18 protein-coding genes are annotated in these 20,770 nt (G+C 47.0%); 15 read left to right on the top strand and 3 right to left on the bottom strand.

Annotated features, from left to right (window positions below; genetic code table 11):
- Positions 1-3: 3 nt before the first annotated feature.
- Together K2Q13_RS01935 and fghA are read left to right on the top strand one after the other, a co-directional pair.
- Positions 4-1,110 (top strand): S-(hydroxymethyl)glutathione dehydrogenase/class III alcohol dehydrogenase, encoded by a 1,107-nt coding sequence (locus tag K2Q13_RS01935; RefSeq protein WP_292918967.1) that lies wholly within the window; start codon positions 4-6, stop codon positions 1,108-1,110.
- 2 nt (positions 1,111-1,112) lie between these two features.
- Positions 1,113-1,955, top strand: a complete 843-nt coding sequence (fghA, locus tag K2Q13_RS01930; RefSeq protein WP_292918966.1) for an S-formylglutathione hydrolase — start codon at positions 1,113-1,115, stop codon at positions 1,953-1,955.
- A gap of 299 nt (positions 1,956-2,254) precedes the next feature.
- On the opposite strand, the gene K2Q13_RS01925 is transcribed toward fghA, so the two are convergent.
- Together K2Q13_RS01925 and K2Q13_RS01920 are read right to left on the bottom strand one after the other, a co-directional pair.
- Complete coding sequence (locus K2Q13_RS01925; RefSeq protein WP_292918965.1) at positions 2,255-2,434, bottom strand: hypothetical protein; 180 nt, start codon at positions 2,432-2,434, stop codon at positions 2,255-2,257.
- A 151-nt stretch (positions 2,435-2,585) separates the two neighbouring features.
- Positions 2,586-3,737, bottom strand: coding sequence for an HD-GYP domain-containing protein (locus K2Q13_RS01920; protein WP_292918964.1), 1,152 nt, complete (start codon positions 3,735-3,737; stop codon positions 2,586-2,588).
- Between the two features lie 178 nt (positions 3,738-3,915).
- On the opposite strand from K2Q13_RS01920, the gene K2Q13_RS01915 reads away from it, so the two are divergent.
- From K2Q13_RS01915 to K2Q13_RS01905, 3 genes are all read left to right on the top strand, one after another.
- Positions 3,916-4,890 (top strand): 2-hydroxyacid dehydrogenase, encoded by a 975-nt coding sequence (locus tag K2Q13_RS01915; protein WP_292918963.1) that lies wholly within the window; start codon positions 3,916-3,918, stop codon positions 4,888-4,890.
- Between the two features lie 237 nt (positions 4,891-5,127).
- A complete protein-coding gene (locus K2Q13_RS01910) occupies positions 5,128-5,763 on the top strand; it encodes a PEP-CTERM sorting domain-containing protein (RefSeq protein ID WP_292918962.1) in 636 nt (211 codons plus the stop codon).
- A 326-nt stretch (positions 5,764-6,089) separates the two neighbouring features.
- Positions 6,090-6,422, top strand: coding sequence for an SMR family transporter (locus K2Q13_RS01905; protein WP_292919034.1), 333 nt, complete (start codon positions 6,090-6,092; stop codon positions 6,420-6,422).
- A 164-nt stretch (positions 6,423-6,586) separates the two neighbouring features.
- Here the strand turns inward: K2Q13_RS01905 and glgB are convergent, their stop codons facing one another.
- Positions 6,587-8,785, bottom strand: coding sequence for a 1,4-alpha-glucan branching protein GlgB (gene glgB, locus K2Q13_RS01900; RefSeq protein ID WP_292918961.1), 2,199 nt, complete (start codon positions 8,783-8,785; stop codon positions 6,587-6,589).
- Between the two features lie 146 nt (positions 8,786-8,931).
- Here glgB and glgC point away from each other — a divergent pair, with 146 nt between their 5' ends.
- The 10 genes from glgC (at position 8,932) to K2Q13_RS01850 (ending at position 20,756) form a co-directional block, all read left to right on the top strand.
- On the top strand, positions 8,932-10,251 hold the full coding sequence (gene glgC, locus K2Q13_RS01895) for a glucose-1-phosphate adenylyltransferase (RefSeq protein WP_292918960.1): 1,320 nt from the start codon (positions 8,932-8,934) through the stop codon (positions 10,249-10,251).
- A 131-nt stretch (positions 10,252-10,382) separates the two neighbouring features.
- Positions 10,383-12,095: a glycoside hydrolase family 57 protein gene (locus K2Q13_RS01890; protein ID WP_292918959.1), complete on the top strand. Its 1,713-nt coding sequence runs from the start codon at positions 10,383-10,385 to the stop codon at positions 12,093-12,095.
- Between the two features lie 77 nt (positions 12,096-12,172).
- Positions 12,173-14,179 carry an alpha-amylase/4-alpha-glucanotransferase domain-containing protein gene (locus tag K2Q13_RS01885; RefSeq protein ID WP_292918958.1) on the top strand — a complete coding sequence of 669 codons (2,007 nt, stop codon included), beginning with the start codon at positions 12,173-12,175 and terminating at the stop codon, positions 14,177-14,179.
- Between the two features lie 53 nt (positions 14,180-14,232).
- Positions 14,233-15,867, top strand: a complete 1,635-nt coding sequence (gene pgi / locus K2Q13_RS01880; RefSeq protein WP_292918957.1) for a glucose-6-phosphate isomerase — start codon at positions 14,233-14,235, stop codon at positions 15,865-15,867.
- A gap of 11 nt (positions 15,868-15,878) precedes the next feature.
- Positions 15,879-17,354 carry a glycogen synthase GlgA gene (glgA, locus tag K2Q13_RS01875; RefSeq protein WP_292918956.1) on the top strand — a complete coding sequence of 492 codons (1,476 nt, stop codon included), beginning with the start codon at positions 15,879-15,881 and terminating at the stop codon, positions 17,352-17,354.
- Positions 17,355-17,386: 32 nt separating this feature from the next.
- Positions 17,387-19,186 carry a c-type cytochrome gene (locus K2Q13_RS01870; RefSeq protein ID WP_292918955.1) on the top strand — a complete coding sequence of 600 codons (1,800 nt, stop codon included), beginning with the start codon at positions 17,387-17,389 and terminating at the stop codon, positions 19,184-19,186.
- A gap of 133 nt (positions 19,187-19,319) precedes the next feature.
- Complete coding sequence (sugE, locus tag K2Q13_RS01865) at positions 19,320-19,640, top strand: quaternary ammonium compound efflux SMR transporter SugE (protein ID WP_292918954.1); 321 nt, start codon at positions 19,320-19,322, stop codon at positions 19,638-19,640.
- 82 nt (positions 19,641-19,722) lie between these two features.
- On the top strand, positions 19,723-20,142 hold the full coding sequence (locus K2Q13_RS01860; protein WP_292918953.1) for a VOC family protein: 420 nt from the start codon (positions 19,723-19,725) through the stop codon (positions 20,140-20,142).
- On the top strand, positions 20,129-20,398 hold the full coding sequence (locus K2Q13_RS01855) for a hypothetical protein (protein WP_292918952.1): 270 nt from the start codon (positions 20,129-20,131) through the stop codon (positions 20,396-20,398). The genes K2Q13_RS01860 and K2Q13_RS01855 overlap by 14 nt, the downstream gene beginning before the upstream one ends.
- A complete protein-coding gene (locus tag K2Q13_RS01850) occupies positions 20,352-20,756 on the top strand; it encodes a hypothetical protein (RefSeq protein WP_292918951.1) in 405 nt (134 codons plus the stop codon). The genes K2Q13_RS01855 and K2Q13_RS01850 overlap by 47 nt, the downstream gene beginning before the upstream one ends.
- The last annotated feature ends 14 nt before the right edge of the window (positions 20,757-20,770 follow it).

The raw sequence follows: 20,770 nt of genomic DNA, 5'->3' as shown, positions 1-20,770 counted from the left end.
TCAATGAAAACAAAAGCTGCGATAGCCTGGAAAGCAGGTCAGCCATTAACGATTGAACAGGTCGATCTGGCAGGCCCGAAATCCGGTGAAGTACTGGTCGAAATCAAAGCAACCGGCATTTGCCATACCGACTATTACACGCTGTCCGGTGCTGATCCCGAAGGCCTTTTCCCGACTATCTTGGGGCATGAAGGTGCCGGTGTAGTGGTGGATACCGGTCCCAACGTAAAGTCGCTGAAGAAAGGCGATCATGTCATTCCACTCTACACACCAGAATGCCGCGAATGTAAATTCTGCCTTTCCCAAAAAACCAACTTGTGCCAGGCGATTCGAAGCACTCAAGGCAAAGGCCTGATGCCGGATAGCTCATCGCGTTTTTCAATCGATGGAAAACCGCTGTTTCATTACATGGGCACCTCCACTTTTTCCAATTACACGGTTGTACCTGAAATCGCGCTGGCCAGAATTCGTGAAGACGCTCCTTTTGATAAGGTTTGCTATATCGGCTGTGGTGTCACTACCGGACTCGGTGCGGTGATCTACACCGCCAAAGTCGAAGCCGGCGCGAACGTGGCGGTGTTCGGTCTGGGCGGGATCGGCTTGAACGTGATTCAAGGCGCACGCATGGTCGGTGCCGACAAAATCATCGGCATCGATATCAATCCTGAACGTGAAGCGATGGCACGAAAATTCGGCATGACGCATTTCATCAATCCGAAGGACGTGCCCAATATCGTCGATGCCGTGGTGCAACTGACCGACGGTGGCGCGGATTACAGTTTTGAATGTATCGGCAATACTCAAGTCATGCGGCAAGCTTTGGAATGTACGCATAAAGGCTGGGGGCGCAGCATCATCATTGGCGTTGCCGAGGCCGGTGCGGAAATCAGCACGCGTCCTTTTCAACTCGTTACCGGCCGCAAATGGGAAGGCTCCGCTTTTGGCGGCGCACGAGGCCGTACCGATGTACCCAAGATCGTCGATTGGTATATGGAAGGCAAAATCGACATCGATTCGCTCATCACCCATACCCTGACACTGGATAACATCAACGAAGGCTTCCGCCTGATGAAAGCGGGTGAATCAATCCGCTCCGTGGTGATTTACTGATCATGGCTGAATTGGAAATACGCAGCCAGCACGGTTGTTTTGCCGGTGTGCAAGGATTTTATCAGCATGCGTCTTCCGTCATCGGTTTGCCCATGCGCTTCTCCGTGTATCAACCGCCACAGGCTCAGCATCAGCGTGTTCCTGTATTGTTTTTTTTGGCGGGACTGACCTGCACCGAAGAAATCTTTATGATCAAAGCCGGGGCGCAGCGCTATGCTGCAGAGTATGGCTTGATACTGGTTTCAATGGATACCAGTCCGCGCCAAACCGGCATCGCCGGTGAAACTGATGCTTGGGATTTCGGCGCAGGCGCAGGGTTTTACTTGGATGCAACAAAAGCACCGTGGTCGCAACACTTCCGCATGGAAAGCTACATCACGCAAGAACTGCGTCAAATCATCATCGATCAATTCCCCGCAGATCCGGGTCGCACCGGCATTTTCGGCCATTCGATGGGTGGGCATGGCGCATTGACATTGGCTTTGCGCTATCCCGATCTGTTTCGCTCGGTCTCCGCCTTTGCGCCGATATGCGCACCGATGCAATGCCCGTGGGGACAGAAAGCATTTCGCCATTATTTGGGTGAAGATCAGAAAAACTGGCGTCAGTACGATGCCACCGCACTGATCGAGGATGGCCGCCGAATTCCAGATTTATTAATCGACCAAGGTTTGGACGACCAGTTTCTGGCGCAGCAACTGTACCCCGAAGCTCTGGAAAAAGCATGCCGCGAAGCGGAGCAGAAGCTGACGCTGCGATTTCACAGTGGGTATGATCACAGCTATTACTTCATCAGTACGTTTATGGGAGAGCATTTGAAATATCATCGCGATGCGCTGTTATGATCATGAATGATGTCAGAGTCTCATTTTTCCCCTTATTTTTCTTGATTATGGACCTGACCCCATTTTGCATTTTGCATTTTGGGTGTAGTATTTCTTGTGTTAGTTATCGTACATACTTTCGGAAAGAAGTATTGCATTATTGAATCAGATTCGGTGGTTCCCCATATAGATCGCACTGGGTCTCCCAGTTATCTTGTGTCTCTCTAGTCGCTAGATAACTGGGTTACTCTCTACTTATTTTCGCGGTATGCAGCGCATTATTCCCGCCCTTTTTAATGCGCTGTTTTTTTGCTTCATTTTTAGCCAAATGGCTTGATATCCAGAACCACGCCGGGTCCAGAAATAGGGTTTAGAAATAGGGTCAGGTCTATAACTAAGAGTCTTTTGTTTTTGCAAACGGTCTCGATAGGATCATCGATTTGATTGAGACAGTTTCCTTTGCGGGTACGACGGGTGACATCAAATTCGGAGAAATTCATGGATACCAATTCAATTGCAGATTTAAAATGGGGCTATAACACTTCGCCCTTCTCAATGAGATTTTGTCCACGCAAAGGTTTCTAGATGTAATTCCTATGGCCGTACTCATAATTTTGGTTCTTATCCGGTAACAATCGAAGGAATCCTGATTCAAGGTGTTTGGCTTTGAGGCTTGGTGCCAATTGCGGTTGTCAGGAAATGGCGCGAAATGCAGTGTTTTACCATGGCAATCATCTGGCTTTCCTCCATGCCTGTCACCTCTTGATAGAGCGCTGGGGCGATCGACACAAAAATACGCAATAACTGTGGATCAAAATGACTGCCACTATCACGTTCAAGTTCGGCAAGAGCGTCATGCACCGTCCATGATTCCTTATACGGGCGTTTGGAGGTCAGCGCGTCGAACACGTCAACAATGGCGAATATTCGCGCGTTCAACGGAATTGCTTCGCCTTTGAGTCCTTCCGGGTAGCCGCTGCCATCGTATTTTTCGTGATGAAAATGAGCCACATCGCAGGCGCCACTAAGCCAGCTGGATTGTTTTAGTATGTCCACACCCAGCGTGACATGCGTTTTCATGATCTCAAATTCCTGTGGGGTCAGCTTTCCGGATTTTAGCAGAATCGGGTCGCGAATGCCGATCTTGCCGACATCGTGCAAAAAAGCGCCCGTGATCAGATTGAGGATATTTTCGTGATGCAGTCCGACCGTCTCCCCCATCCGGAGGGCATAAAAGGTAACGCGGTAATTATGGCTGTTGGTATCGGAATCGCGCTCCGCGATGGCGCTGCCCATCACATTCATCAACTCCAGATTTCCAGTTAAAAGATCAGTGGAAAGTTTAGTCAATTCCCTATTGATCGTCAGTATGATCGGATACATCAGAAAGGTGGTAACAGTGATGCTAACGGTGATCAGCAGCAGTGTGTGCAGCAGTTCATCTTTGATCTTTAGCTGCTTATTGACATCATAGAGCTCAACCACGAGAAAATTGCGCTTGACCAATTGTTGCGCCAGATTAGTCAGGTGTTGATAAGTCGATCCATCCAGTTGTTCCAGATCATAAGGGGATTCACCGCTGAGCGCGGCAGATTCCTTGAGCGCAAGCGCATGGACGAATTGCTGGAAGCGCGAAATTTCAAGCCATAGAACGACGCCTCCAATCGTGAGGCTGAGAAACAACCATCCTAGAAACAGACGAAGCAGGATTTTTCGATGAACAAACTGACTGGTGGCAAGCGCCTCTTGTGAATCAGCTTTAACATCAATCACACTTGGAGCACTGGGTTTTGTTTCAGTCATATTCTGATTTCCTCGCTAGAAATCACGTCTACATCTGATGGCAGATGAGCAATGTAGCAAGTCGTGCGATAAAAGTACACTACTCAATATTTTTAGATGCGCACGATTCTACGTGACCCGCAAGGAACGTCCGAGCATCGCTTGTGGTATGATTTTCGATCATTACTGGAGGATTGAGATGCGCGCTGTTTTTTTGGATTTTGGTTCTGTAACTCGCGGCGATATGGATTGCGCGGCGCTGGAGCGAGCGGTATCACCGTGGCAGTATTATCATGACTCTTCTGAACAGGAGGTGCAGGAAAGAATCCACACGGCCGAGGTGATCGTCAGCAACAAGGTGTTTGTCGATCGCGCGGCAATCGTTGCGGCGAAACATCTGAAACTCATCTGCGTGGCGGCAACCGGGTATAACAATGTCGATCTCGCAGCCGCCGGTGAATGCAATATTCCGGTGTGTAATGTGCGTGGTTATGCTACGCCTTCGGTAGTGCAACACGTGTTTATGCTGATGCTGAATCTGGCGCGCCATTTTGTGGATTATCAGGAGCTGATGAAACGCGGCGGCTGGCAAGCGAGCCAATTTTTCTGTCCATTGGATTTTGATATTCAGGAGCTATCCGGAAAAACATTAGGAATCATCGGGTTTGGTGAATTGGGCAAGGCGGTGGCTAACGTGGCACACGCATTCGGTATGCAGGTGCTGATCGCGGAGCATAAAGGCAAACCGCCACGCTCTGGCAGAACCGCGTTTGACGACGTGTTGCGGCGGGCGAATTTTGTTACGCTGCATTGTCCATTATCGCAGGCGACTCAACACCTGATCAGCCGCAGAGAATTGGATCTACTGAAACCTTCTGCGTATTTGATCAATACCGCGCGCGGTGGTTTGGTCAATGAAGCCGATTTATTGCAGAGCTTATCCAATGGCCGGATTGCTGGTGCTGCGATCGATGTGATCCAGGAAGAACCACCGGACAAGGAAAATCTAATACTGCGGCAGCAACCGGAAAACCTGATTGTTACGCCGCATATCGCTTGGGCCAGTCGGGAATCTAGGCAGCGCTTGCTGGATCAATTGGCGAGCAATATCGAGAATTTTTTCCAGCATAAACCTTTTAATCAAGTAACTGGTTCAGATAGCGAAGTGATATAGCGGAAAATAAAAGAAACATGAAGTCTGGCTAAGTTTAATCCGCGAATTCAAATTGCTGGTAGCGATTCTTAATTATCTTGCGCATAATAAACATCGGGCTATTTAAATAGTAATAGTAAACTTTCAGGAACGACCATGAACAATTAGCTACCAAGGAAAGTGATTACATTGCACAATGCGTATTTGCGATAACAAGCAAAAAGAATCCAAGATGTTTTTACTTGAAAGGGAAAGCGAATGAAGATACTAAAATGGTTGAAACAAATTGCTCTGGCGGTTGGTTTCGTAGTGACGCTAGGTGGAACGAGTCATGCAGGCGCATCCGGATCAATCTTCATAAAAAACCTTGGTCCGCTCAATTCCTTTACGGTAGATATTGCGAGTTCTAACAGGACCGATGGTATGATCCAGAGTCTGCGGTTTGATTTGTTGGGTACGCAGTGCGGCAACACGGGGTGTACACTTGGAGAACCGCTGGTGTTTGATGCCGTGCAAGATTCTGGTTTCGTTCATGATCCCGCTGGTGACGGGGTTTCATCTCTGTTTGGCGTGCATAATGCGCTGCATTTCGGTTTTAACTTCACCGGTTATGATCCGCTTGATAAATTTCAGTTCTTATGGGATCCCGATGTTGCGAGTAACGGTGACTATGCCGCGACAGTATCCGATCTGATCGGAATGGTGATTAGAGCATCCGTCATTTTTCCCGATAATTCAACTCTGATCTATTCTGGGACCATGGCGGCAGTGGATTCCGATGTTGCAGTCAATCTCCTTCCCGTTCCAGAGCCGAGAGTTTATGCCATGCTGGCTGTTGGACTGGGTTTTCTTGGTTTCATCAGATACCGCAGTAAGCAAGTTGAAGTTGCCTGATTGATCAAGCATTGAAATCTATCTGGCAATGCTGCTACGGCGTTAGAAACAAGATCAGAATGCCCATTTATTAGGTATAAAGCGCTTTTTCACCTATCTCTGGCTTGCATCAGCTGCTTCGAAAACGTTCTTCAACGAACCGTTTACGTAATAGATTGTCCTGAAAAAATCGGCACTCCATTGTGATTGCCGGTTTTAGAACAAAGAAGGCTGAAATGATTGTCGGTCATTGGTTGTTACTCATCCCTGTTATAGTTACTCTGTGTGTCATTTGGAATTAATAAATGTATCCGCCACCAAGTAGCGAAAAATATGGAGTTATTAGAATGCAGCACTGGATTTTTCTTTCAATCGCGATTCTCAGTGAAGTAATTGCAACCTCATTTCTTAAGGCATCTGAAGGATTTACTCGCTTGTGGCCATCGCTCGTAGTGATTGTGGGCTATGTACTGGCCTTTTATTTGCTGTCGCTGACACTCAAAACCATTCAGGTCGGTGTGGCTTACGCTATTTGGTCCGGCGCAGGATTGGTATTAATTGCGCTGAGCGGTTGGGTCTTTTTCGGGCAATCGCTGGATATCCCCGCTGTGATTGGCTTGGCGCTAATCATTGCGGGGATTGTGGTGATCAGCATGTTTTCGCAGACTGTTTCACTTTAACAGGCTGTTGAAAAACTATCTGCATTACCGCTGCAGTGTTAAAAACAAGTTCAAAATTCTCATTTACTTGACATAAACTGCGCTTTCTCACCTGTTTTTTCCTTGCATCAGCTGCTTCGAAAACGTTTTTCAACGACCCGTTAAGCTAGACAAATCAAGTCAGTTTAATCTCTGGGTAATTCCTTCCAAGAAAAAATAACCCCTGCCAGTGGCGGCAGCGTAATTGCCATTGAATTGGCAAATCCCATCCAGGGGATCGGTGTACTGTCAATATTGCCTAAATTGCCGACATTGCTGCCACCGTAATAGGTGGAGTCGCTATTAAAGATTTCTTGATAAGCGCCGGCAGCTGGTACGCCGATGCGATAGCCGGTGCGTGGTACCGGAGTGAAATTGAGAATGATCAGCACAAATGTTTCGTCGATGGCACGCCGCAGGTAAGCGATTATCGATTGGTCGGCATCCTGGCAGTCGATCCAGTGAAAACCTTCGGCAGTAAAGTCAAGCTGATGTAAAGCCGGGGTATTTTGATAACAATGATTCAAATCGCGCACAGCAGCTTGCACCCCGGCATGTGGTTGTTGCTCCAGTAAATACCAGTCAAGTTCGTGACTCACGCGCCATTCGCGTTGCTGTGCGAATTCATTGCCCATAAAATTGAGCTTTTTTCCTGGACAAGTCATTTGATAGACCAGTAACAGGCGCACATTGGCAAATTTTTGCCAGGAATCTCCGGGCATTTTGCTCCAAAGTGAACCCTTGCCGTGCACCACTTCATCATGCGAAAAAGGCAACACAAAATTTTCGGTATACGCATAGAGCTGGCTGAAAGTCAGCTGTTCGTGATGATAGCGCCGGTGAATCGGATTTTGCTGCATATAAGAGAGCGTATCGTGCATCCAACCCATGTTCCATTTCATCGAAAAACCCAAACCGCCGACATAGGTAGGGCGCGACACACCCGGCCAAGCAGTGGATTCTTCCGCCAGTGTGAGTGCGCCTGGAAATTCTCCGTGCACCATGATATTCAGCTCGCGAATAAAATCAATCGCTTCCAGATTTTCCCGTCCACCATATCTGTTTGGCAACCATTCGCCATCCTTGCGTGAGTAGTCGAGATAAAGCATTGAAGCCACCGCATCGACGCGTAATCCATCCAAATGAAATTCGGATAGCCAATAATGAGCGCTGGACAAAAGAAAGGATTTCACTTCATTGCGGCCATAGTTGAAGATATAGGTACCCCAATCCTGATGAAACCCCAGGCGTGGATCCTCGTGTTCATACAAGGCGGTGCCGTCAAAACGTGCCAGCGCAAAAGTATCCTGAGGAAAATGCGCAGGCACCCAATCCAGAATCACGCCGATTCCCGCCTGATGACAGGTGTCCACGAAAAACCGGAAATCATCCGGTGAGCCAAAGCGGCTGGTGACGGCAAAATATCCTGTCGTCTGGTAACCCCAGGACTCATCCAACGGATGCTCGGAGACGGGCATCAACTCGATATGGGTATAACCCATCTCCGCCACGTAAGGCAATAGATGCGTTGCCAGTTCCCGATAGGTATAGAAGCGTCCGTCCGGATGTCGTTTCCATGATCCGGCGTGAATTTCAAGAATATTCAGCGGCGCATGCAGCCAATCCCAATCGGATCTACGTGACATCCAAGTGGTATCTTGCCAATGATAGGCATTATGCACGGGGATCAACGCGGCCGTGTTGGGACGCAACTCGTATTGCTGGGCAAAGGGATCCGTCTTGACAAGAATTTCACCGCTATCGCGATTGCGAATTTCAAATTTGTAATGAATGTTGGAGGGTAATTCCGGAATAAACAATTCCCATACACCGCTGGCGTGATGCACTTTCATCGGATGTATTCGGCCATCCCAGCGATTAAAATCTCCTACGACGCTGACGCGCTCTGCATTTGGCGCCCATACTGCGAAGCGCATTCCATCAACACCGGCATTCTTGGCCGGCTGAGTCCCCAGCATGCGATATGCCTGCCATAATTTACCTTGATTGAATAAATACAAATCATGATCAGAAATTTGTGGCATAAAAGCATAGGGATCGTATGCTTCATAGACGGCATGCTTTGAGTCTTTCCCTTCAATGCGCAAGCGGTACGGCATGGTCGGCATCGATTCGCCGCGCCATTCGAAAACTCCTTCAGGATGAACGCATTGCATCGGCTCATAGCCGATGGATGTTTTGATCCATACCTGTGCATCAAAGGCACGAAATACGCGCACTAAAACTTGATTATGCTCTCTATGTAACCCTAAATACGCATAAGGATCATGGAGCTTTGCGTTGAGCAGTGCATGTAGCAGATAATTGGGTTTGCTCGTGGTCATCACCTTTAATATGGAGTTAGCAGATGCGGCTTGGATTATAACCTGTCTATTCTTTGACAAAAGGCAATTAAATTCGAAGCAGTCTGTGAGAAAGTGCCATAATACGATAACATATTCACATAGAGGCAAAAGGGCTATTAATTGCTATGGATAAAAATGAACCTGTACATGCAAATGAATCCCAGGCGAAATACAGTACCAGCAGCCGTTTCCGTAGCAACATCACACATGAAACACTGGCATTGATATTAGCGGGTGGGCGGGGTAGCCGTTTACATCAATTGACCGACTGGCGCGCTAAACCAGCTATGCCTTTTGGTGGGAAATTTCGCATCATTGACTTTCCTCTGTCCAATTGTGTCAACTCAGGTTTTCGGCGTATAGGTGTAGTGACCCAGTATAAAGCACAGAGCCTGATTCGCCATATTCAACATGGCTGGAGTTTTCTCGATGGACGTTTTAAGGAGTTTGTCGAGCTACTTCCGGCGCAGCAGCGAACTGCCGATGGAACATGGTACCAAGGGACAGCCGATGCGATATTTCAGAATATCGATATTTTACTGCGTCACGATGCGAAATATGTATTGATTCTGGGCGGAGACCACATTTACAAAATGGATTACAGTAAGCTGCTGGCTGAACATATCGAGAAATCTGCGGATATGACGGTGGCTTGTCTCGAAATTCCACAGCAAGAAGCCAGTGCTTTTGGTGTGATGGGCGTCAATGACCAATGGCAAGTAACCAGTTTTATTGAAAAACCGGCTCAACCCGTGTCGATACCCGGTCAACCGGAGAAAGCGTTGGTGAGCATGGGTATATATATATTTAATGCCGATTTTCTCTATGAACAATTAATTCGCGATCATCAAGATCATGATTCATCGCATGACTTTGGTAAAGATTTGATTCCGTATTTAGTGCCCCGTTATCGCGTCTTTGCGCATCGATTCATGAATAGTTGCGTCAATATGGCATCCGGAATGCCGTATTGGCGTGATGTTGGAACAGTGGATGCATACTGGGAGGCCAATGTTGACCTGATTTCCGTCACGCCGGAGCTTAATCTGTACGATGATGACTGGCCCATCTGGACACACCAGGAACAATTGCCTCCGGCAAAATTTATTTTTGATGATGATGACCGACGTGGTCAGGCATTGGACTCATCCGTATCCGGTGGATGTATTATCAGCGGTGCTACCGTTCGTCGTTCCTTGCTGTTCTCCAACGTGAAAGTCAATAGCTTCAGTCATGTAGAGGATTCGGTCATACTTCCCAATGTGGAAATTGGCCGCCATGCACAACTACGGCGTGTTGTGGTGGAAAAGAAATGCGTGATTCCTGAAGGATTAACCGTTGGATTTGATCCTGAGCAGGACCGCAAGCGGTTCTATGTTACTGAAAAAGGCATTACGTTAATTACACCAGAAATGCTAGGGCAGGAAATACATAACGTATGTTAACGAAGATTGAATAAACGTTTCAAATAATGCTGATCGGCACATAGTGCTAAGCATATTCATATTCATGTCAAAAACCTAACTGACTCAATAAGAGTCTTTAATTATTAACTTAATAAGTATTATTTTTTATAATGAAACAAATAAATCTTGTCTTGTTATGGCATATGCACCAACCGGACTATCGGGATTATGTGACTAATCAATTTGTGTTGCCTTGGGTGTATCTGCATGCCATTAAGGACTATACCGATATGGCTTATCATTTGGAGTCGCATCCAAAAACCAAAGCGGTTGTCAATTTTGTGCCGGTACTGTTGGATCAGCTGGAAGATTTCACACAACAATTTTCCACCAAGCAAGTACGCTGTCCTTTGTTACGCCTGCTAGCGACACCTGAGCTCGAAAACATTACGATGCAGGATCGACTGTATTTATTTGACAGTTGCTTTCTCAGCAATCATGAGAACATGTTGCAACCGTACCCAGCTTATAAGCGCTTACACGAACTTTATCAAGTTTTCAACAAAGTGAGTGAGCGTGAGTTAAAGTATTTTTCGGGGCAATATCTCGCTGATTTAGTGGTTTGGTATCACTTGGCGTGGATGGGGGAAAGTGTACGGCGAAACAACGAGTTTGTGATGAAATTGATGGCTAAGAATCAGGAGTTTAACCATGAGGATAGACTACAGCTCTTTACTTTAATTGGAGAATTAATTGCGGACCTGATTCCACGCTATCGCAAGCTTGCTGAGTCTGGTCAGATTGAATTATCCACCACGCCTCATTATCATCCGCTCGCGCCGCTTCTGATTGATTTTACTTCTGCTCAAGATAGTCAGCCTGATGTTACCTTGCCCGTGCATAACATCTATCCAGGTGGGCGTAGCCGTGTAGCATTTCATTTGTCGTCTGCAATCACCAGTCACACACAGCGTTTTAATGAAAAGCCTGTCGGTGCCTGGCCTGCTGAAGGGGCTTTATCAACCGCATTAATAAAGATCCTGGCAGAACAAGGTTGTCAGTGGAGTGCTAGTGGGGAAGGTGTGCTGGTCAATAGCTTATGTGCATCATATCCTGATAAGCCACTTTCGGATCGCAATCACTATTTGTATCATCCTTACCGGATAGATGGAGAATCAAAAGACGTCATTTGTTTTTTCCGCGATGATCAATTATCTGACTTGATCGGTTTTGAATATTCCAAATGGTTTGGCCGTGACGCTGCTGAAAATTTTGTGCAATCTTTGGATCACATCTATCACAACACATCAGCTCAGGAAAATCCGATTATCAGTATTATTCTGGATGGTGAGAATGCCTGGGAATCATATCCCTATAACGGTTTCTATTTTCTTGATGATCTTTATCATTTGCTTGATGATCATCCGTATATTCGTACCACAACTTATCGGGATTATCTTGCACAGGCTGAGATCAATACGATTGAAACTTTGCCTAAGCTAGCAGCGGGTAGCTGGGTATATGGAACATTCTCTACTTGGATTGGCGATAACGAAAAAAATTGCGCATGGGACATGCTCTGTGCGGCTAAACATAGTTTTGATCTGGTGATGCAAAGCGACCGGTTGACTGAGGAAGAAAAAACTCAAGCCAGTCGGCAATTGGCGTCTTGTGAGAGTTCAGATTGGTTTTGGTGGTTTGGTGATTACAACCCGGCACATTCGGTAGCTAGCTTCGATCAATTATTCAGGAAAAATCTGATAAATCTATATCATTTGCTTAAACTACCGACACCTCCAACAATACTTGAGCCCGTTAGTAAAGGTAATGAATACACCGAAACGAGCGGAGCGATGCGGCGATCCTCGTCAAACGGGGATTAATTCAAACCGCATTCATCCGTGCTTGAAAAAAGTATTCTGGATTGCCTTGGGTTCTTAACGGTTACGGGAGTCATTGAATGTCACAACGTGTTTCGCTGCTTTTGGGTGTTCATGCCCATCAACCCGTCGGCAACTTTCCCGATGTATTGAAGGACGCGCATCAGCGTTGTTACAAACCTTTTCTGCAGATACTTTATCGCTACCCAGACTTTCGTTTTTCAGTTCATTTTTCGGGATGGTTACTGGATTATCTATTGCAGCATTTTCCTGATGATATGGCATTGCTGCATCAGATGGTTGCGCGTCGGCAAGTGGAATTATTCGGTGCGGGTGATACCGAGCCGGTTTTGGCGGTCATTCCGAACCGGGATCGCATCGGGCAGATTGATACTTTCTCCAATAAACTGGCAGCAAAGTTTGGTCAACGTCCACAAGGAGCGTGGTTGACTGAACGTGTTTGGGAATCTACGGTTGTTCCGGCTTTGGTGAATTGCGGAATTCGCTATGTCACTGTAGATGATTACCATTTTCTATGTGCCGGCAAAACACCGGAAGAATTGAGTGGTTATTTCACTACCGAGGAAGATGCTTATAAACTCGATTTATTCCCAATTTCTGAATCCTTGCGCTATAAAATTCCTTTCTCTCCGGTTGAAGAGACCATCGCTTATCTGGAATCATTAGCGGATCATCATTTGCCAGATGCTAACCCTGCGGCGGTTTATTTTGATGATATCGAGAAATTTGGCATCTGGCCGGAAACGTATCATTGGGTATATGAGCAAGGCTGGCTTGAGCATTTTATCCAAGGCGTACTGGCTTCCGACAAAATAAGTACCCAGCATTACAGCGAATATCATGCCGGTGAGAAAACCCGCGGCATTGTTTATCTGCCTACGGTATCGTACATAGAAATGAATGAATGGACGCTGCCTGCGCATTCCGCCAATATTTATGCAGAGCTGTTACAGCAAGCAAAGGAAAGCGGTTGGTATGAACACAAGAAGGCTTTTATCCGAGGCGGCATTTGGAAAAACTTTTTTTCCCGCTACCCAGAATCCAATTGGATGCATAAGCGCATGTTGGGGCTTTCTGCGCGGCTGGATAAATTACCGGCGCTACAACGCACTAATGAAATGCAGCAGAAACTGTACGAATCTCAAGCGAATGATGCCTATTGGCATGGCATGTTTGGCGGCCTGTACCTCCCGCATCTGCGGCGTGCTGTATACAATGGCATGGTTGAACTGGAAGCGTTGCTCGATACCTGCGCGCCGCGTCCTTCATATTTTACCGAAGATACCGACCTGGATGGTGTGGAAGAAGCGTACCTCCAAAATGGTGTGCTACAAGCAGTGCTAAAATTAGACGGTTTTGCCAGTATTTGCGAACTGGATGCTTATCTGTTGAAGCATAACTTTGGCGATACCTTGCGCGTTCAAACCGAACATTATTACCAGAAAATTCAGACGGGACAACTGGATTCATCCAGTGATACCGTTAGCGGCATCGCGTCAGCGCACGACCGAATCAGTTATAAGCATGAGATTAATGCGGAAAACATTGTCGCCGACGCTCATCCTCGCGGCTTGTTCGTCGATCGCTTGGATGGCACGTTTATCGCCTATCGATCCGTCGCTTCAGCACTTGAGAATAACCACTTTCAATCTGAAAATACCCAATATCCGATCCATAAACACGTCATGTTGGATCAGAATCAATTACAGGTCGCATATCATTTTACCGCTAAATTGGCGCATGGATTCAGTACCGAAATCAATCTTGCGATGCCTAGTTGTGATGGCATGGGCGGACGCTACATTTATCAGGGAAAAATTCGTGGCGGTTTTGGTGAATTGCTTCAGTTAACCGGCATGACTGAAATAACATTAGACGACGATACGCTGGGCGGTAGCGTGGTGCTAAAAACATCTCATCCAGTGACGTTAAGTGCACACCCACATTTTTCGGTGTCGCAATCTGAAAGCGGGTTTGAAAAAATTATGCAGGCAACGACACTGCTGTTGGAATGGCCTGTAACAACTCAGGAATTAATCATTACACTGGAGATTAATGTCCGGTAGTTTCATTTCATTCAAGATTCATAACTCCTAATATTCAGCAACTCAAAAACGCTATGTCTACTCTTACGCAATCATCTTCCTGGCTAGCCTTACAGGCGCATCAATCCGTTATGACGCATCAACATTTGCGGGAATTGTTTCAACAGGATCCGCAACGCTTTGGAAGGTTCTCTCTGACTTTCAACAATATTTTGATGGATTATGCCAAGCAGCCGATCAATCATGAAACTGTTGAATTATTGCTGGCGTTGGCGCATCAGCAGAAGCTAAAAGATTGGATTGCACGAATGTTTTCCGGGGAAAGAATCAATTCGACTGAACAACGTGCGGTACTGCATATTGCGTTACGGGGTGATCAATCCATAATGGTTGATGGTGCGGATGTGATGCCGGATGTTAAGCGCGTGCTGAAGCAGATGGAGCGTTTCTCGATTGCGATTCAAAGCGGCGCGCGCAGAGGTTATACCGGAAAAATGTTTACCGATATTGTCAATATCGGTATCGGTGGATCGGATCTGGGGCCGGTAATGGTGACTGAAGCACTCAAACCTTACTGGCTGAAAGGCATCTCACCACACTTTGTTTCAAATGTTGATGGTACGCAGCTAGCAGGTATTTTGCGGCAGCTTGACCCGGCTACGACGCTTTTTGTTATAGCTTCAAAAACGTTTACTACTCAGGAAACTCTGACCAATGCACATTCTGCGCGCGAGTGGTTTCTGTCCAACGGCGGCAATGAAAAAGACATCGCGCATCATTTTGTCGCTGTTTCGACCAATCGCGCTGCAGTGGAAAAATTTGGCATTGACCCGAATAACATGTTTGAATTCTGGGATTGGGTTGGTGGGCGCTATTCATTATGGTCAGCTATTGGATTGCCGATTGCCTTGACTGTTGGCATGGATCATTTTTATTCGTTGCTGGCAGGTGCGAGAGCAATGGATCAGCATTTCGCTACTGCGCCATTGGAGAAAAATTTGCCGGTTATGCTGGGTTTAATTGGTATCTGGCACATCAATTTTTTCGGTACATCTTCTCATGTTGTGCTGCCGTATGATCAATCGCTGCACCGCTTCCCCGCCTATTTGCAGCAGCTGGAAATGGAAAGCAATGGCAAGCGCGCCACCCGCAATGGTGAAGTGGTCGATTACGCCACCGGAGCAGTTGTTTGGGGCAAACCCGGAACCAATGGTCAGCACGCTTTCTACCAATTGTTACATCAAGGCACGCAAATCGTTTCAGCTGATTTCCTGGCGCCTTGCCAAAGCTATTATCCAATGGGCGAACATCATCGCATGTTATTGGCGAATTTTTTTGCTCAAACAGAGGCGCTGATGACGGGCAAAAATGAACAGGAAGTACGCGCCGAACTTGAAGCGCAAGGTATGTCGCAAGAATCCTTGGCACGACTACTGCCGCATAAGATTTTTCCTGGTAATCGCCCGACCACATCCATTTTATTCAAGAAACTGGATCCCCAGACATTGGGCTCATTAATCGCAATGTATGAGCATAAAGTGTTTGTGCAAAGCGTAATCTGGAACATTAACCCGTTTGATCAATGGGGGGTGGAACTAGGCAAGCAGCTTGCCGGAACAATTCTAACCGAATTGGAACACAGTGAACCTGTGACAACGCACGATTCATCCACCAACGGATTGATCAATTATTTCAAGGAAAATCAGTAGAAATATCATTTATGCCGCGATCTCAAGAACTTCGCGTTCTATTTATCACTTCTGAAGTATACCCTTTGTGCAAAACTGGTGGCCTGGGTGATGTCAGTGCAGCATTACCCGCTGCATTACGTGCGTTGCACAGCAATGTGCGGCTTTTGTTACCCGGCTACCCGCAAGTCATTGCCGGAGTGAAATACAAATCCAAAGTAGCCGAATTCAATGCGCTATCACAGTTTCCACCGGCTTCATTGCTCTCGGCCCGATTATCGTTGAGCAAAACCGAGAAAATTCCGGTGTTCGTGATCGATTGTCCCGGGTTGTATAACCGCGAAGGCGGACCCTATATGGATGCGTTTGGCCGTGATTGGCCAGATAACGCATTACGTTTCGGCCTGTTGTCAAAAATTGGTGCCATTCTGGCCAGTGACGCCAGTCCGATTGCCTGGCGTCCGCACATAGTTCATTGTAATGACTGGCAAAGTGGGCTCACCCCGGCTTATTTACATTTTCATTCGGGGAAGAAAGCTGCCACGATGATGACCATCCATAATTTAGCATTTCAAGGCATTTTCCCACCTGGAAGTGCGGTACAACTAGGGTTGCCGCCAGATAGCTTCGATATCAACGGGGTAGAGTACTATGGCAATTTGTCTTTTCTCAAAGCGGGGCTGTATTATGCCGACCAGATCACTACCGTCAGCCCCAATTATGCTAAAGAAATTCAGATAGAACCGTTGGGATTCGGTTTGCAAGGATTACTGGCTGCGCGCCGGCCTGATCTCATCGGCATTATCAATGGTATAGCGACCACTGAATGGGATCCTACAACGGATCGTCATCTGGTCAAAAACTACAGTAGCAAAAACTTGTCGGACAAGGCGGCTAATAAAGCTGCGCTGCAACGACAAATGGGACTGGCAGTTGACGCAACTATCCCGCTATTCGGTGTTGTCAGCCGTTTGAGCCATCAGAAAGGGATTGATCTGCTGATCCAGATTGCTCCGCAATTAATAAAAATACCCGCGCAACTGGTTGTGCTTGGGAGTGGTAATGCCGAACTAGAGCATCTGCTTTCCATGCTGGCACAAACCTACCCTGAATCAATCGCACTCCATTTTGGTTTTAACGAAGCTTTATCTCATTTAGTAGAGGCCGGTATTGATAGTTTTCTGATGCCATCACGGTTCGAACCCTGTGGATTGAATCAGATGTATAGTCAACGCTACGGTACTCCTCCGGTAGTTCATGCCACGGGCGGTCTGCTCGATACAGTCGTGGATTGCACCCCCGACACACTGGCAAATCGTACGGCCAGTGGCTTCGTGTTTTACCCGATGACGGCTGATAACTTACTAGGCGCCATAAAACGTGCAGTACTTGCTTATCACAATAAAAAGACCTGGCAAAGTCTGCAAAAAAATGGCATGGCCAAAGATTTCAGTTGGCACGCGAGCGCAACAGCCTATCTAACACTTTACCGCATGCTGCTACACTGATGCACGATCTTAATTCAATAGGACTAAGTATCATGAAAATCACATTAAGCATTCTCTTTGCCGCTTTGTTGCCTGCTTGTATTGCGCATCCGTTAGAGGCACCGCTACCACCCGCTGTCGTGAGTGAAGTACCGGAAAACTGGGAGCAGGCGCAAGCCAGAAAATCTCAAGAAAAATCAAATTACATTCAGTCTCATCAAGTCGCTTATGATTGGTTCGGCAATTTTGCTTTTAGCGAAGTCGATGGTATTCCTTATATTGCGTTGAAACTCTTACCCAAACTGGCGCCGGAATTATGGGGAGGCGAAGAAAATTTTCTTGATGCGGTGGGTCTATTTATTGATGAGCGGCAGCAATCCTATCCCGTTGCACGCGGCATTGGTTTTAGCGGTCTGTCTCGCGCTGAGGCGCAAGGTAATATCGATTATGCATCATTCACCTGCGGCGCTTGCCACATCGGCCGTGTGCGGCTTGAAAACGGCCAAATGGACTATCTCGACGGCGGCGTAAATACGACTTTCAATATTGCGTTATTCCGCGTCAAGCTGTATCAGACCTTGCAAACAGCCTATGCGGATGAAACCGGCGACAATAAATACCAATTGTTAACGCAGAAGTTGCTTGATGCTTTGGATGCAGTTCAGCAACACGATCCGCATTATTTTTATAACAATTTCCAAACAGGCACTAGAAACTTTGACGCTGACTACGAAGCCGCGCAAATCGCCTTGTTCAAACAAAATGCTGTGCAAACAATCAAGCAGTTTGCGCAGCGCGCTGAAGCGGAATACGAAGGTTTTGGCGCGCTAATCGCCAAGAACTACGAAGATCTTGAATCAGAAATGCTGGCCGGTTTTCCCGGAATGGCGGATGCGACGGGGCTAAGTGCCATCAACGGCTATATGAGTCTGCGCAAGATTCCAATTATTAAGGGATTTGCCAGTGTCTCGCTTCCGCCGGAGCCGGGCATTACCGATTTTATGTCGGTATGGGAACAAGATAAGCGCCGTGCAAGCTGGGATGAAAGCCATAAAAGATTTATCAATGGCGGAGGGCAATGGAACGGTAATGTGCCGATGCCGATCTACCGCAATCTGATCGCCATGCTGACCTTGGGACTGGAAAAAACCGATGTGCGGGTGGCTGCCTTTGCCGAAGAACTGCTCGATGGTTTACCGGCCAGCCCTTATCCTTTTAATGTGGATATCGAACTGGCTAAAAAGGGGCAAGCGCTATTTGCACAGCACTGTGCTGATTGCCATCAGCCTAAAAACGGCAAAGTGTACGATAATCTCGGTACCAGCATGAAAAGGGCTTACGTGGTCGGCACGTTGCTGAATTATGCCGCACGCAAACAGTTGTATGCAAACTGTGCGCCGGATACTTCCATTCAGTTGGTTGGTAAAGATGTCAAGCCCTGTGCCGAGTTTGACGGTATTTCTCTTGAGGGTAAAAAAGACCTGCTGATGTCGCCCAATAATGAACATCATGGTTACAATGCCCGCCCATTAAGTGGTATCTGGGCGCAAGCGCCCTATTTGCATAATGGCACGGTACCGACTGTTTATCATTTACTGGTTCCTGACGAGCGCCCGATCAGCTTTATCAAAAGTCGCCTTGATTACGATTCTCAATATCTCGGTTTTTCCTGGAATTCTGAACAAACAACCAATCAGAATGAGGGCTATGTGTTTCAGGTCAACACGATCCCTGCTTTGAGCAACAAAGGGCACGATAAGGATATCGTGGAAGGTGAAAAAACTTATCGCCTCAATTGGTCTGACGACAAACAAAGCGCTTTTGCTATTATTGAATATTTGAAGACTTTGTGATTTCATATTAGTAAATAAACCGGTGTGTAAGCTGTTATACAAAAGAGCAAACAAATTTTTAGCAGGAAGTGAGGACGACCTCACCGCTCCGACTCTTTCAGGGGACGGCCCCGTAACTCGGAAAGGAGTGCATATGGCTTGGGTTATTCTTGTTGTTGCGGGGCTATTTGAGATTGGTTGGGCCATCGGATTGAAGTATACGGAAGGTTTTACGCAATTGTGGCCCACGGTTGGAACGATTTTCGCGATCATCGCCAGTGTTTGGTTGCTGGGCATTGCCATGCAATCGCTTCCGGTTGGCACTGCCTATAGCATCTGGGTAGGCGTGGGCATGATCGGCACGGTGATTCTCGGAATCGTACTGTTTGGCGAACCTGTGAATGCGGCACGTTTAATCAGCGTTGCTTTAATTATTATAGGCATCGTTGGCCTCAAACTCACAACACCGGATTAATAACCTCACTCATTGCTGAAAATAATAGCGCGATGATCGTGGATATCGCAAGATACAAATATTCTAATATCAAGGAGATAACATGCCAAGCGCATTGATTCAACCCTACATCATGTTTGGTGGACGCTGTGAAGAAGCGTTGGAGTTCTATCGCACCGCACTCGATGCACAGATTGACATGCTGATGCGTTTCAAAGACAGTCCAGAACCGCCACCTGCGGATATGCTTCCACCGGGGTTTGACAATAAAGTGATGCACGCCAGCTTTCGCATCGGCGACAATGTGCTGATGGCTTCGGATGGATGTGAAGAAGGTCAGCAATACAGCGGTATTTCACTTTCCATCTCGGTTGCTACGGAGAACGAAGCGGATCGTTTCTTTACCGCGCTATCCGATGGTGGGCAGGTGCAAATGCCGTTAGCCAAAACATTCTGGTCGCCGCGTTTTGGCATGCTTACTGACCGTTTTGGTATCAGTTGGATGATCAATGTCGTGGTTTGATGGCTATCTAATCATGGGCAGTTTGACTTCCAGTCAACGGCCGTGCTTGCTGGTTCTTGGAATCGTATCGATGGCATTTGCAATCGGTCTTGCGGGTTGCTCAACTCAGCAACTTTATACCACGGGTCAATCGTGGCAACGCAATGAGTGTAACCGGTTGATGGATCAACTAGATCGTGATCGTTGCCTGTCGAGCACAAGCGCCTCGTATGAAACGTACAAAAAGCAATCCGGCACCGGAAGTGATCCGAAATGACAGCATTATGAACTTCGAGAAAATGGGCGATCAGCAGATTTGGGAAATTGCCAATCCCATTATGGACAACTTGATGGATGCCTCAACCCATATCGATCATGCCCGGCATATCCGGGATTTTACTGAGCGTATGAAAGCCATTGTTACCCCGGAGTATCTCCAACATGTTTGTCAGCAGTATCAATCCGAAAAAGGATATTTTTCAGAGCGTGTGCCAATCGCCGTTTTCAGGCGCCCAAACTCGGTAGCCATGGTGTGGAAACAATCTTTTACAAAAGCGCCGGGGGAATTTGTCGCGGAAATGGTGCTGGTGCATCAAAACGGAAAGTATTTAGTCGATCATGCGATGGTTTTTTGAGCATTTGCTTGGCG

Origin of the sequence: Nitrosomonas sp. (assembly GCF_019752095.1) — a bacterium.
Classification (GTDB): Bacteria; Pseudomonadota; Gammaproteobacteria; order Burkholderiales; family Nitrosomonadaceae; genus Nitrosomonas.
Note: the sequence above shows the minus strand (reverse complement) of the source record. Positions and strands in the feature narration are given on the sequence as shown.